Origin of the sequence: Cucumibacter marinus DSM 18995 (genome assembly GCF_000429865.1) — a bacterium.
GTDB lineage: Bacteria > Pseudomonadota > Alphaproteobacteria > Rhizobiales > Devosiaceae > Cucumibacter > Cucumibacter marinus.
Window position 1 is genome coordinate 37,352 of the sequence record NZ_AUCR01000014.1, and the last position, 12,393, is coordinate 49,744.

Below are 12,393 nucleotides of genomic sequence, written 5' to 3' on the forward strand. Positions count from 1 at the left end.
CAATCCTCATTTTGTCCTCCCTCGTTGATAAACCGGCCAAAACCCCTGGTTTTCCGGATTTGCCTCGCTTCGCCGATTTGACGTAGTTTAGCAACGTGTTTATCGATATCGCAAAATTTCACTATGCGCAATAGGCTAGGTAGAACCCGCAGAAATGACCTGCGATCCCAAACAGTTCGGCTGGAAAACTTAAATTCGGGGCGTGGCAACCCGGGAAGTTCGGGTGCTATTCGGCGGCGCGGGCCTGCTGCACGTTTCGGGTCGCCGATTCGAGGCAGGTGACCGCCAGCAGCTGAGCGTGCAGGATCTCGTCTGCGCGCCGCTCTCCACTTCGATTACTCAGCCCGTCCATGGGCAAAAGGAGATCGGCGATCCCGGCGAGCTCATGCTCACCGGGCACCAGCGCCAGTATTGATCCACCGCTCCGCTTGGCGCTTTCCGCACTTTCCTTGCCCGACGACCGACCACCATCGGTGGCAAAGAACACGAACAGATCCCCCGGCCCCGCCGCGCTGGCGACCGCTTCTTGCCGGAGCGGATCGGTGACGGTCTGGGATGCGATCCCCAGCCCGAACAACCGGTTCTGTGCATCCTCTGCCATGTGCAGGGCCTGGGCCTCGAGCGGAAGGCAAAACACCCGATTGGCAGAAACCACAAGCTCCCCGGCCCGGAACAGCAAGGTATCGGTCAACGCACGGACGGTGCCATGCATGGCTTGCGCCGCCCGTTTCTGCGCCCGTTCGGCGATCGATGTGTGTCCGGACTGGGTCGAATCCTCGGCCAGAACCAGCATGTCGGATACGACGAGATCCTGGGCCAGCTTGATCTTGAACGCTGAAAACCCTTCAAGATCGAGCTTTCTGCACAACCGCATGACTGTCGGCTCGCTTACCTTTGCCCGATGCGCAAGCGCCTTGATCGGCTGGTTGATCACCCATTGGGGTTCATCGAGAATAATGCGCGCGACTTCCTGTTCGGCGCGGTGCAGCCGCGGGACGAGCTGGCGAAGGTGATCGAGAACATCCTGACTGGCACGGATCGGAAACCCCCGCAGGATCTCCGTTCTGCGGTCCATCAGCTTGCGCTTCGGATCTGCGGATTCGGCCAATTCGGTATCGTCCTGTTCCGACCCGTCTTCCATAACACTCCGTCCGCAATCTATCTGCCGGTTTGGCGTAGAACAATTACGCGCACAACGTTGCCACCCAACCCTCCCCCGAATATCACGATACTACGTTATTTTGCTACGCTTTTTCGACGATCCGGTCGGATACGGTGCATAATTTCGCAAATTCATTGACCCGAGCACGCTGAAATGTTGTAAAACTACCTCAAGTGACGAACTGCCTGCACAGGGGATTGGGCATGCACAAGGTGGAAAACCCGTTCAACGTGGCTGACTCAGACCGTTTCGAGTTGTGGGAAATGCTGGTTCGGCGCGATATCACCGCCTTTGCGGCGCAGGACTGGTCAGCGCATGAGGCCGATTTCCTGCGCGAAGAATTCTTCGGCGTGAACAGCGGGAATTCAGGCAACCCCGATTCCTGGAGTGCTGCATTTGGCGACCTCAATGCCTATGCGGCGAACTGGGTGGCCTTCGCCAAACAGACTGCCGAGACAGAATATGCTGAGAACCCTGTGGAGGCGCATTTTCGGGCAACGACGCTCAGGGATATCGAGATCAATGGTTCATTCGCCGTCGCACACAAGAAGTTCGACGGCACGATCGCGCTGGCTGATGGCGGGGTTGAGGTTCTCAACTGGCAGACGATCTACTTCTGCAAGAAGCGCCAGGGCCGCTGGTTGATCGCATCATTTATCGGCTATCTGCCCAACCCGATGGGGACGCCGGCGTCGGTACCCAAATTCAATCCAGACGGCACTGCCAGTTCCTTTCCGCAATTGCGCCCCTCGCCCCGGACCGAAGGGTCCGGGCCAGGCCGGCCCGGCCTTGTGGTCGCCACGGGTTTGCCGGCGGAGCCGGACGCCGATCTCCGTTCACAAGCCCGCAGCGCCATCGAGCGCGCGTTTGATCAGCTATGCGCAGGGGGCGGCGCTCCGGAACAGCTTTTGCGGATCGATGTCGTGCTGAATGACCTCACCAGTTGGTCCTCAGTCCAACCCATGCTCCAGGCCGCCCTCCCCATCGGCGCGCCCGAGCCCGTGGTGATGTCGGCCGGGCTGCCCGGTGGAGCGCTGATCAGGCTGGACTTCTGGTCCGGCACCGAGGGTTGACCGGCCGACGGAAACCCACCGCCACCTGGGTAAGCAACTTGCTGCCCACACTGCGATTCCACGAGAAGCCGCGTGCGCCCGCGAAGACCCTTGCGTGGAACCGGATGTCAGAGACAAAGCGCCGGTTCGGCCCCGACGCCGACAGACTTCAGCCGACGAAATGGCCGATGCCGATGCCGGTGTACCAGTCGTTCACACTGCGATAGTAGGTGCGCTTGAACTGGCGCCCGGACGCGGCACCCATCGCCGCCATCCACATGCGGATTTCTTCCGCGCCATTGCCGGCAGTGTGGACCTGCGAACTGGCGTGATCGAGCACCGCGTCGATATCGTCGGCCTCCATGAGATCGAGCAGGCGTTCATCGAACTCCTGATTGACCATGCCCATCCGGGGCGTCGCAATATCGTGGCTGATGCCGCCGGTTGCCAGGATGGCCACCCGCTCGACATTGTCGTAGGCCGCGATCGCCTCGGCCAGGAACTGACCCAGCTTGTAGCATCGCTTCATGGTGGGCATTGGCGGCTGCACGCAGTTGATCAGCACCGGCACGACCGGCAGGTTGGGGTCGAGCCCCGCCAGTTCGAGCGGCGTCAGCGACCCATGGTCAAGGGTCATTTCCATGGAGAAAGCCGGGTCGAAATCGGCTTCCAGCGCAGCCTGCAGCAGATAGCTGCCAAAGGCCTGATCGCCGGTGAACATGCGCCGCTTGGCGTTCAGCCAGTGCTCGATGGGACTTTCGTACTGCTCGGCACAACCGATGCAGAATGCCGGGAAATTGTTGAGGAAGAAATTGTGCAGATGGTCGTTGCTGAGCACGATCAAAAGGTCTGGCGAACCGGCTGCGAAGTCGTTGCCCATGGCCTTGTAGGCACCGAAGATCTCGGTTCTGAGTTTCTCGGGTATGCGGTCCGGAAAGTTCAGCATCACCGGCGTATGGCTGGCCACGTAAATTCCGCTGATCTCAGCCATTATGGTTGTTCTCCTCGAGGACGCTGCGCAACGCCTTAAGGGATTCGTCCTCGGGAATATTCACCCCTATGCAGTGCGCCCTCAGCAGGTAGGGATTGACGCCGCTCTTGTAGATCTCGGCGACATCGTTGTCGCGGATGGCGCGCGCCATGTCCGGCTCGAGGCCGAACCGGTTCAGATAGGCATCCGGATCGTCGAGATATTTCTCGAGATCGCCTTCGGTATGATGCAGCTGGTAGAGAACCTTTCCCATCAGATAGGCCCTGGTATCGGGCATCAATTGCCGCCAGTTAGACATGATCGGTCTCCGCTTGGTCCCAGAACAGAAGTTGTTTCTTCACCCAACGCACAATGGTCGGCACGGTGTGTGGCCCGAAGCCCATGTGACCGCCGGGGAACAGGCGCACCGCCTTGGGGTCGCCGTGGTCGAGCAGGATGTCGATATCGGCAGGCGGACACTGTGTGTCGTTGCGGCCATTGACCAGCAGCATCGGGGCGCAAGGCCCATCGAGCAGGCCCTGGTCGAGCAAGGAGAGCTGTTCGAACCCCAGGGCGTATTCCTCGTCATTGGTCGCGCCCAGCATGCGGCTGCGTGTTTCGACGAGGTCCATGAGATAGGTGTCGGGAAACCGCGATTTCTCAATCCAGTCCCTTTGGAACATGTGGTGGACGCCACCGCCCCAGTTCACCGCGCCGCGAAAACGGCCGGGAAACTGATGGGCCAGCTTGGTGGCCCAGTGCCCGCCGAATGAGCGGCCGAGAATGGCGAGTGCTCCATCGCGGCAATCGCTATTGGCCTCCACCCAGTCCAGCACCGGCAGGAATTGTCGCTCGCCCGAGCGGTCCGCCTTTATCGGCGACTGGCCAGTGCCCACATTGTCGAGGGCGATTGTTGCGATGCCTTCGGCGAGGAAGGCCTCGCTGAGTGCTGTCATTTCCTCTTTCCAGGCATCCACACCGCCCCACATGACGACGGCGGGAAACGGACCGCCCGTGGCGGGCTGGCGAAAATAGAAGGTGACCTCGCCCTCCCCTTCCAGGGGCAGTCTATGGACCGTGAGGGATGGCGTGCACAGCCTCCCATAGGCGGCATAGGCATCAAGCTCGCGCTGATACGCGGCCAGTTTGTCCGGGTGCGTCGGCGAGGGGAACCGCGCGAGAAAAAAGAACCCATAGGCCTGGTAGTAGTTATCGCGCGCTTTACCGGTTTCGCCGCGCGCCTCGAGATCGGTGGCGAGAGCGAAAAACCTCTCCCCCTCTTTCGACCAGGCGCGCGCCCAGGTTTCGCCATCGAGCCCTTCGAGTTCGTTGATGACGGCGCGTGTACATTCGACATCCGTCAGTCCCAACGGGTGTACGCGCCGCTGCAGGCGGTCGAGCATCCACTTCTTTGCGTCCTCAAGAGACCTCGGCCCCTGTAATTCGCCCAAGCTCGCCTCCCTCACATTTTTGAACGCGTTCAATAAATCAGACTTCCCTGGCATTGGCAATCCACATTTCGGCCAGAAACAGGGGCTTGCGCCACGTCACGGCCGCCTCCCGACGGCCTTTGCGGGGGGTTAATTTCGCGGAAATCCGGGAGCATGCGGCAGGCCGGACGTCCGGCCGGATGCGGGACTATTGCGGCGGAAACGCCGAATGCTGAATCACTATCTTGCCGCGCGCGCCCCGAGCCAGGGCCTTGTGGGCATCGGCAAGATTCTCCAGCGGGAAGACGGCCGCGATCGGAATCACCAGATCTCCTCTCCCCGCGGCGTCGGCGACCCTTTGCAGCGTGCGCGGGTCGTCAAAATGGGCGATGCGAAAATATTCCACGTCCTCGCGCTGTCCTTCCGGTCGCAGAATCGGGGCTCCCATCTTGCCGCCCGAAACGACATGGCCGAGAGCATTCTCGATGGCCGGAGCCACGGTGACCACGGCTTTGTCATACGCGGCTTCGGCGGGCGGCAGTGTGATGTCGATCACCTCACCCACCAGGGCGCGGAACTCCTCCATCTCGTCGGGCAGGACAGCGGCAACAGGTGTCGCCCCGAGTTCCTGGAGATACTGCAAGGCGGCGCGGCCGACAGCGCTGCCCGCCCCGGCGACGAGCACACGCTCGCCGCCTTGCGGCTCGATGACGTCGACGATCTGGCGCCCCGTCAGGCCGACCTGTGGCAGGGCGGCGCCTTGCAGGAAATCGACCGATTCAGGCAGGTGCGCGACCCCTTCCCTCGGCGCCACCGCCAATTCGGCATGCGGGCCCCTGCCCAGCGGCCTGAAATGGGCAATCACGCGATCGCCAGCAGCGAATCCGTTCACACCAGGACCGACGGTCTCCACGATTCCGGCTGCGTCGCCGCCCAGAATGGCGGGCAGGGTCATCGGGAACTGCGACGACCTGAGGCCTTTGCGCACGAAGAGATCCAGGTGATTGACCGCCGAGGCCAGCACGCGGATGAGTATTTCACCCTCACCGGGCGAAGGTGTGGCCACGTCCTCGAGCTTGAATTGGTCAACATCCCCGTATGCCTGCAGGCGAACGGCCTTCATGGGACCTCCTTGTCAGAGTTGTGGCACGCAGTCGAAGAACAACAAGGACCCTGGGGACCAGCTTTTTACGGCCGCGGCCGCAGCCCGTTGATCAGCTGTTCGCACTGCGCCTTGAAGTTCTTGCGTGCCTTGTTGATGTCCAGTTCCTTGTCGTTGAGGAACGTTCTGACCTGCACCTGATAGAGGGCGAAGAGAATGTCGCCCACCGTGCCGACATCGTCACAGCTGGTCTCGCCGGTTTCGGTGCTGTAGGTCGCGATCTTGGTAAAAATGCCCCTCAAATCCACCCTGGTCTGATGGAAGCGCATGGACTGGGTGCCGGTGTCGTAGAAGTACATTTCCCGCAGGGCGAGCCGCGAAATGTCGGGCTTGCGTGCAAAACGCGAGAAGTGCAGCTCGGCGACGGCGACAGCATTGGCGACAAAGCCGCGCCTGGAATTGACCAGCAGTTCGGCTTCATCGATCACGGCTTCGAGGTCATCATTGACGATGAGAAACAGCAGATCGCGCTTGTTTTCCGCGTAGACGAACAGCGTACCGAGGGCCACCCCGGCGACTTTGGCGATTTCGCGGGTGGTCGCAGCGTCGTATCCCTTGGTCAGAAACAGCGCCAACGCCGCGTCCCGAATTCTTTGCAGCTTGTCCGCCTTGTTCCTTTCCCGGCGGGTTGTCGGCACGGTTTCCTTGGGTTGCATAGCCACCATTTCATCTCGTCAGTTTAGATCGAACCTTACACTTGCAATAAGGGCACCATTGGCCGGATCAAAGAAATGGCCCTTTCTGATCGCCCATTCGCCGGTGCCAGGTGAAATCGCATATTCGCTGGGGATGCGCGCGATTATCTTGCCATTCTGCAGGTTTCGCGGGGTGCCGTCACCATCGAACTCCTCCGTCGCGGCAACGACGACGTCGGCGCCGAGGTCAAGGTGAACGAGCTGTTCGGGCGGCACCATTTCGGACAGGACAAATTCCGCCTTGAGCGTGGCCCCCTTGCCGGCAGCATCCGATCTGAGCGAGACATCCTCGGGACGCACACCGAAGACAATGCCACGGTCGATCCAGGCCTCGAGTTCCGGCGTAGCCCCGATGCCGAAGCGTTGTTCGCCCACCACGCAGATGACACCGTCACCGGTCCGCTCCAGCCGGGCCGACAACAGGTTGATGGATGGCGAGCCGACGAAAGCGGCAACGAACATGTTCAAGGGGCGCTCGTAGATTTCCAGCGGCGTGCCGACCTGTTGCAGTACGCCCTTGTTCATCACTGCGATGCGGTCGCCCATGGTCATGGCCTCGACTTGGTCGTGTGTGACGTAGAGCGTCGTCGTGCCGAGATCGTGCTGGAGCTGGGTGATCTCGGAGCGCATCTGCACCCTGAGCTTGGCGTCCAGATTGGACAACGGCTCGTCCATCAGAAATGCGTGTGGGCGGCGGATGACTGCGCGTCCCATGGCCACGCGCTGGCGCTGCCCACCCGACAGGCTTTTGGGCTTCCGGTAGAGATGAGGCTCGAGATCGAGCATCCCCACCACATGTTCTACGCGCTTCTTGATTTCCGCCTTCGCGACACCCTCGCATTCAAGCGGGAATGCGATGTTCTCGAAGATCGTCATATGTGGATAAAGCGCATAATTCTGGAACACCATGGCGAAGTTACGGTCCCGGGGCGCCAGATTGTTGATGACGCGGTTACCCGCCACAAGCTCGCCACCGGTAATGCTTTCGAGCCCCGCCACCATGCGCAGGGCCGTGGTCTTGCCGCAGCCCGAGGGCCCCACCATGACCAGAAACTCGCCGTCTCTCACGTCGATGTTGAGGCTGCGCACGGCATCGGTCCCGTCGGCGTAACGCTTGGCGACGTCTTTGAAGTTGATCTGAACCATAGATTTCAATCACCTGAGGACTAGTTTTTGATCCCGCCGGAAAATCCGCGGATGAGCTCTTTCTGGGCGAAGACGTAGAAGCCGATGATCGGGGCCAGCGCGACGCAAACGGCAGCGAACACCAGGTTCCACCGGGCGGCATATTCCCCGACGAACCCGAATATCGAGATCGGTAGCGTCTGCACGTCGCTGCCGGTCAGGAAGATGAGCTGCATGAAGAAATCATTCCACACGATGAGCCCGGTCATCACCGCGACCGTTGCGGTAACGGGCGTGAGGAGAGGAAAGACCACTCGGAAGAAGATGCGCCAGCGCCCTGCCCCGTCGACCTCGGCGGCCTCCTCGTATTCCATGGGCATGGCGCGCAGAAAGCCGACATACAGGAACACCGCCAGGGGCATGAGCAGACCCGAGAACAAGATGATGATCCCCAGCTGATTGCCCACCAGCCCCATCTGCCTGAAGCTCGTGTAAAGGGGCACAACGGAAAGCTGCCACGGCGTGATGATGGCAAAGACGAAGAAGATGTAGATCCATTCGCGGGATGTCGCCCGCGCCCGGGTCACCGCATAGGCGGTGATCGATCCGACGAGGATGAGAATGGCGACCGTGGCGACAGTCACGACGGCGCTGTTGATCAGCGCTTCACCCAGGGTTACCCGGTTCGTGCCGGCCCAGGCGCGTCTGAAATTGTCGAACATGAACTCCTCGGGCCATGCCAGGGGCGCGCGGAACACATCGGTGTCCGACTTTCCCGACACCATGACCAGGAAATAGAACGGCGCACACCAGACGATGGCGACACAGATAAGCAGGGCTTCCCTGACCAGCTCTTTGGGGCCGTAGCGCGAGTCGCTCATTGGAACCTCCTGTCGCTCAGACGTAGAAGCAGGATTTGCACGAGTGAAATCAGCAGAATGAGCGCGGTCAGCACCGTTGCCAGTGCCGCCCCGTATCCGAAGCGCCCATAAACGAAGGTTTCCTTGAAGATGCTGGTCGCCAGCGTTTCGGTGGAATAGTTCGGCCCGCCTCGCGTCAGGGCATAGACCTGATCGAAGACCCGCAATCCGGTGATCGTGGTATAGGTGATGCTCACCGTGGCTGCCGGCATCAACAGCGGCAGGGAGATTTTTCGGAAACGCCGCCAGGCCGATGCGCCGTCGACTTCTGCCGCCTCGTTGAGTTCTACCGGGATGGTCTGCAAGCCTGACAGGTAGAGCACCATGGTCAGGCCGGAATACTGCCAGATCATGACGAGGCACACTGACATGAGAGCCACGGACGGATCGCCAAGCCACACCTTCTGAAGGCCGTGCAGCCCCAGCGCGCCCAGCACGATGTTGATCGGTCCCGTCGCCGCGAGCAGGTAGCTCCAGATATACGAGGTTGCCAGAGGGTTCATCACCACCGTGGCGAAGAACAACGCCCTGAGGAAGCCGCGCAACTTGAGATTGGCATTGAGCCAGACGGCCAGCGCCAGCCCGATGAGATTCACGCCCGCCACGAAGACGAACGCCAGCACCACCGTGTTGATCAGGGCGCCGTAGGATTTGGGGGAGCTGAAGATCTCGATGAAGTTATCCAGCCCGATGAAGACCGGATCGCTCAGTCCGTCCCAAGTGGTAAACGCGTACCAACCGCCCGCGACGGTGGCGACGTAGTGATAAAGGAAGGCCAGGGTGATGCCGGGTATCGCCCACCACAGGGGCACGCGTGTTCGCAAGGTTTTCGCCGGCACTGCAACGCCCGGCTTCTCGGCATCCAGCCTCTGAGGGGCCGTCAATGTGTCTCCTCCCAAACCGCCGGTGCAACCCTTGTTCCGCAGGCCGGGTTTCCCCGCGGGCCAGCCGGGACCGATCGCACACACCGGTCAAAAAATTGAAGCGCGATCAATTTCATTGAACCGCCAAGTGTTGTCAATCGGCCAAGGAGGCCGCTGCACCCCGGAAGGCACCTGCAAGTGCGGGTCCGTTGCCGAGGCGCCCCCGTTGATCGGTGAGGTCGCCGGGACGCGGCGAAGCGAGGTGCCGCGTCCCGGTGTCGAGGTGCGCCCTCCGATCAGCCCTGTTCCCAGGCTTTGTCGAGTTCGGCGAGCATCTCGTCGACGGTGACTGAGCCACCCAGAAGACCGCTGCCGAGCTGGATGAGGGCCTCGAGCGCGCGGGCGCTCGGCCAGTTGTGGTAGATGGCGGTGCCGACGCGATCCTCCTCGAAGGCACCGGCGAGATCGGTCAGGTCGCCAGGCAGGCGTCCCTCTCCAACGAGGTGGAAGGGAATGCCGCCGCTCTGCTGCTGGAACACGTCCATCTGCGCGGGCTCGATCATCCACTGAAGGAAGGCCACAGCCGCTTCCTTGTTGGCGGAATCGGCGGCGATGCTGACGCCGTCCTCGATCAGGCCGATGGCAAGATTTTCCGCTTCCGTGTCGCCGCCGGGGAACGGCGCCATGCGCAGGTCGAGATCAGGATCGACGGTTTTGGCGCCGCCCATCATCACGGAAGGGCCGATCGCCATGAAGACATTCTCGGACGCAACCTCAGCAAACAGCTGCGGAACGTTGATGGCCTGTACCCCAAGCGGGAAGCAATCGCGGTCACGCATCGTCGCCACGCGCTCGAGCGCCTTGCGCCAGCCCTCGGAGGTGGCGAAAGTCACCTCACCCGCCTGATGTCTGGCGTTCCAGTTCGGGGACTCCTGCAGAAGCGGACCAGCGGCCACGATGCCGTACATCCATTCCGGGCTCGAACCCGGCACCGCCAGGGCGTGTTTGCCATGCTGCGTGGCCACGTCGCAGATCTCGAGCAACTCCTCGAAAGTCGTCGGCACTTCGAGGCCGTACTCGTTCATGAGCTTGTTGTTGTAAACCAGTCCAGCAGCCGTCATCGGCATTGGAACGCTCAGCAGCTTGCCGTCATCCCACAGAATTTCGAAAATGGGATTGTCCTGCGAGTATTCATCGGCCAGCGCATAGTCCGAGAGATCCGCGATGACGCCCTGCGGACCCATGATGTGCACCGAGGTGAGGTCGCTTCCGCCGGTGGTCGTAAAGAAGATATCGATGTCGGCACCGCCTTGCAGCAGCGGGATCAGCGTCTGGGGGTAAGACGCGCTCGGCGGCAACCGCCGAAGGTTGAACACCACGTCGTCGTGCTCTTTCGCGTAGAGCTCCGTCATCGTTTCCATGGCGGCACCGTTGCCGCTGGCGGGCATGACGATGTCGATTTCCGTCTGGCCGAACGCCGCAGTCGCCGTCAGTAGCCCAGCCGTCGCGGCAAGCAGGGCAACCGCGCTCTTTTTCGAGCTCGTTGGGTTGTGCATTTTCTCCTCCAACTTCATTTTTTTGAAGCGTGTTCAGTAGGATTTCCACGGAGTGTTTTGTCAAGTTCTTTATCCAGAGCCTCAAGGCACACTCCCGGAACGCAGGGCTAAAACCCTTATTTTTGCGCCAGTTACCTGTACTTTTGCGTTGGGAGCGTTTGGAAGGTCGCGGGCAGATGTGAACACAAACGGCCACAGAAAGAGTAGGTTTCGGGGGCTGAATTGTGCTAGATCATGTTCAATGATGGAGTTGCAGCAAGCGGCAACTAACCGCGCCATGTTGTCCCGAGGGCCTGCGCCGTGATGGCCAGTATCGGACGGTCGCGTCTGGTCAATCTTGCCCGGTCCGGGGCCAACATGATCAACCGTTTGTTGGCTCGATCTGACCACGTTCGGGGTCGCAAATCGTTGGACGCAACGGGGACCTGCCTGCTAGCGTCCGGGGCGAATTGCGCTTCAGGGAGGACGCATTGGCTCAATCCACGATCCGCCTTGGTTCGCCCTCTATCCGCGCGCATGGGCAGGAATTCCAGCACCAGATGAACGGGTTGTTGAACACCCGGTTCCAGCTGAGCCCGCTGGGCAAGCGCAGTTATGCGGGAGAGATATTGCGCAGCTACATCACGGACGGGCTGCGGCTCGCCGACATCCGGTTCTCGCCCCATTCCACCTGCCTCATGCCCGGCAAGCTGCCACGCTCGAGCAACTCCTTTCTTGTCTCCTGGCAGGTTGAGGGCAACAGCCTGGTGCGCCAATTCGGCCGCGAAACGGAAGTGCGTTCAGGCGAGCTTTTCTTCGTGGACACCTCACAGCCCTTTGAGATCGAGACGGACGACATCTGGACGCGGTCCGTCTACCTGGATTCCCAGTTCTGGCAGGAGGTGTTCCCAGAGCGGGCTCAATATTCAGCCGTTGCGATGTCCGGCAACAGCCACATGGGCAGGATCTGCACGCAGTTGATCGAACAACTCTTCGTCTCCTGCCACAGCCACCCCGTGGGAACGGTCAAACGCATGGCTGGCAGTTTCGCCAACCTCCTTGCGGTGACGATGGTCGCCGAGGTGTCGCCCGGCGCCGCCGAGCCGGCGACGCGTAGCATGCTGATCGACCGCATCAGGCGCTTCGCGCGCGCCAATCTCGCGAACCCCGATCTCAGCTGTGAAGACATCGCCGCCCATGTGAACCTGTCCGTGGGGCACGTTCACCAGCTTTTCAGCGGGCGCGAGCAGACACTGATGCGCTGGGTCTGGGCAGAGCGCCTGCGGCTCATCGCGCGCGACCTCACCAATCCCGGTTTGCAACACAAGCCCGTTTCGGCAATCGCCTTTGATTGGGGGTTCAGCGACGCCGCCCATTTCAGCCGAAGTTTCAAATCGCAATACGGCATGAGCCCCACGGGTTTCCGCAACGCCTCGCAGTGCAGCCTCGACCACATGCTGGCCTTGCCGCTTAACTGAT

Annotated in this window: 12 protein-coding genes; 2 read left to right on the plus strand and 10 right to left on the minus strand. The window is 61.1% G+C overall.

The annotated features are described in order from the left end of the window. Window positions 1-226: 226 nt before the first annotated feature. Window positions 227-1,141, minus strand: a complete 915-nt coding sequence (locus G489_RS0109350; RefSeq protein WP_029041329.1) for a MurR/RpiR family transcriptional regulator — start codon at window positions 1,139-1,141, stop codon at window positions 227-229. 224 nt (window positions 1,142-1,365) lie between these two features. Here G489_RS0109350 and G489_RS22875 point away from each other — a divergent pair, with 224 nt between their 5' ends. Further along, window positions 1,366-2,235, plus strand: a complete 870-nt coding sequence (locus tag G489_RS22875; RefSeq protein ID WP_342667639.1) for a hypothetical protein — start codon at window positions 1,366-1,368, stop codon at window positions 2,233-2,235. A gap of 148 nt (window positions 2,236-2,383) precedes the next feature. Here G489_RS22875 and G489_RS0109360 read toward each other — a convergent pair whose 3' ends face one another. The 9 genes from G489_RS0109360 to G489_RS0109400 form a co-directional block, all read right to left on the minus strand. Further along, the gene (locus tag G489_RS0109360; RefSeq protein WP_035872193.1) at window positions 2,384-3,205 is read right to left on the minus strand and encodes a DODA-type extradiol aromatic ring-opening family dioxygenase; all 822 of its coding nucleotides are present in this window, start codon (window positions 3,203-3,205) and stop codon (window positions 2,384-2,386) included. After that, window positions 3,198-3,503 carry a subunit of meta cleavage enzyme gene (locus G489_RS0109365; protein ID WP_029041331.1) on the minus strand — a complete coding sequence of 102 codons (306 nt, stop codon included), beginning with the start codon at window positions 3,501-3,503 and terminating at the stop codon, window positions 3,198-3,200. The genes G489_RS0109360 and G489_RS0109365 overlap by 8 nt, the downstream gene beginning before the upstream one ends. After that, window positions 3,496-4,635, minus strand: coding sequence for an alpha/beta hydrolase family protein (locus G489_RS19865; RefSeq protein WP_245578863.1), 1,140 nt, complete (start codon window positions 4,633-4,635; stop codon window positions 3,496-3,498). The genes G489_RS0109365 and G489_RS19865 overlap by 8 nt, the downstream gene beginning before the upstream one ends. 187 nt (window positions 4,636-4,822) lie before the next feature. Next, window positions 4,823-5,737, minus strand: coding sequence for an NADP-dependent oxidoreductase (locus tag G489_RS0109375; RefSeq protein WP_029041332.1), 915 nt, complete (start codon window positions 5,735-5,737; stop codon window positions 4,823-4,825). A gap of 65 nt (window positions 5,738-5,802) precedes the next feature. Next, window positions 5,803-6,441 carry a TetR/AcrR family transcriptional regulator gene (locus tag G489_RS21815; RefSeq protein WP_081691489.1) on the minus strand — a complete coding sequence of 213 codons (639 nt, stop codon included), beginning with the start codon at window positions 6,439-6,441 and terminating at the stop codon, window positions 5,803-5,805. 9 nt (window positions 6,442-6,450) lie between these two features. Further along, window positions 6,451-7,617: an ABC transporter ATP-binding protein gene (locus G489_RS0109385; RefSeq protein ID WP_029041334.1), complete on the minus strand. Its 1,167-nt coding sequence runs from the start codon at window positions 7,615-7,617 to the stop codon at window positions 6,451-6,453. Between the two features lie 20 nt (window positions 7,618-7,637). Then, complete coding sequence (locus tag G489_RS0109390; RefSeq protein ID WP_035872200.1) at window positions 7,638-8,477, minus strand: carbohydrate ABC transporter permease; 840 nt, start codon at window positions 8,475-8,477, stop codon at window positions 7,638-7,640. Further along, window positions 8,474-9,400: a carbohydrate ABC transporter permease gene (locus G489_RS0109395; protein WP_029041336.1), complete on the minus strand. Its 927-nt coding sequence runs from the start codon at window positions 9,398-9,400 to the stop codon at window positions 8,474-8,476. The genes G489_RS0109390 and G489_RS0109395 overlap by 4 nt, the downstream gene beginning before the upstream one ends. A 275-nt stretch (window positions 9,401-9,675) precedes the next feature. Then, window positions 9,676-10,935: an ABC transporter substrate-binding protein gene (locus G489_RS0109400; RefSeq protein WP_029041337.1), complete on the minus strand. Its 1,260-nt coding sequence runs from the start codon at window positions 10,933-10,935 to the stop codon at window positions 9,676-9,678. Window positions 10,936-11,405: 470 nt separating this feature from the next. Here G489_RS0109400 and G489_RS21820 point away from each other — a divergent pair, with 470 nt between their 5' ends. After that, window positions 11,406-12,392 carry a helix-turn-helix domain-containing protein gene (locus tag G489_RS21820; RefSeq protein ID WP_029041338.1) on the plus strand — a complete coding sequence of 329 codons (987 nt, stop codon included), beginning with the start codon at window positions 11,406-11,408 and terminating at the stop codon, window positions 12,390-12,392. Window position 12,393 lies beyond the last annotated feature (1 nt).

Bases quoted from the DNA above. Each gene is read 5' to 3' on its own strand.
- G489_RS0109385 (WP_029041334.1), bottom strand. From the start codon at position 7,617: ATGGTTCAGATCAACTTCAAAGACGTCGCCAAGCGTTACGCCGACGGG.
- G489_RS0109360 (WP_035872193.1), bottom strand. From the start codon at position 3,205: ATGGCTGAGATCAGCGGAATTTACGTGGCCAGCCATACGCCGGTGATG.
- G489_RS0109365 (WP_029041331.1), bottom strand. From the start codon at position 3,503: ATGTCTAACTGGCGGCAATTGATGCCCGATACCAGGGCCTATCTGATG.
- G489_RS0109350 (WP_029041329.1), bottom strand. From the start codon at position 1,141: ATGGAAGACGGGTCGGAACAGGACGATACCGAATTGGCCGAATCCGCA.
- G489_RS0109375 (WP_029041332.1), bottom strand. From the start codon at position 5,737: ATGAAGGCCGTTCGCCTGCAGGCATACGGGGATGTTGACCAATTCAAG.
- G489_RS22875 (WP_342667639.1), top strand. From the start codon at position 1,366: ATGCACAAGGTGGAAAACCCGTTCAACGTGGCTGACTCAGACCGTTTC.
- G489_RS0109400 (WP_029041337.1), bottom strand. From the start codon at position 10,935: ATGCACAACCCAACGAGCTCGAAAAAGAGCGCGGTTGCCCTGCTTGCC.
- G489_RS0109390 (WP_035872200.1), bottom strand. From the start codon at position 8,477: ATGAGCGACTCGCGCTACGGCCCCAAAGAGCTGGTCAGGGAAGCCCTG.
- G489_RS21815 (WP_081691489.1), bottom strand. From the start codon at position 6,441: ATGGTGGCTATGCAACCCAAGGAAACCGTGCCGACAACCCGCCGGGAA.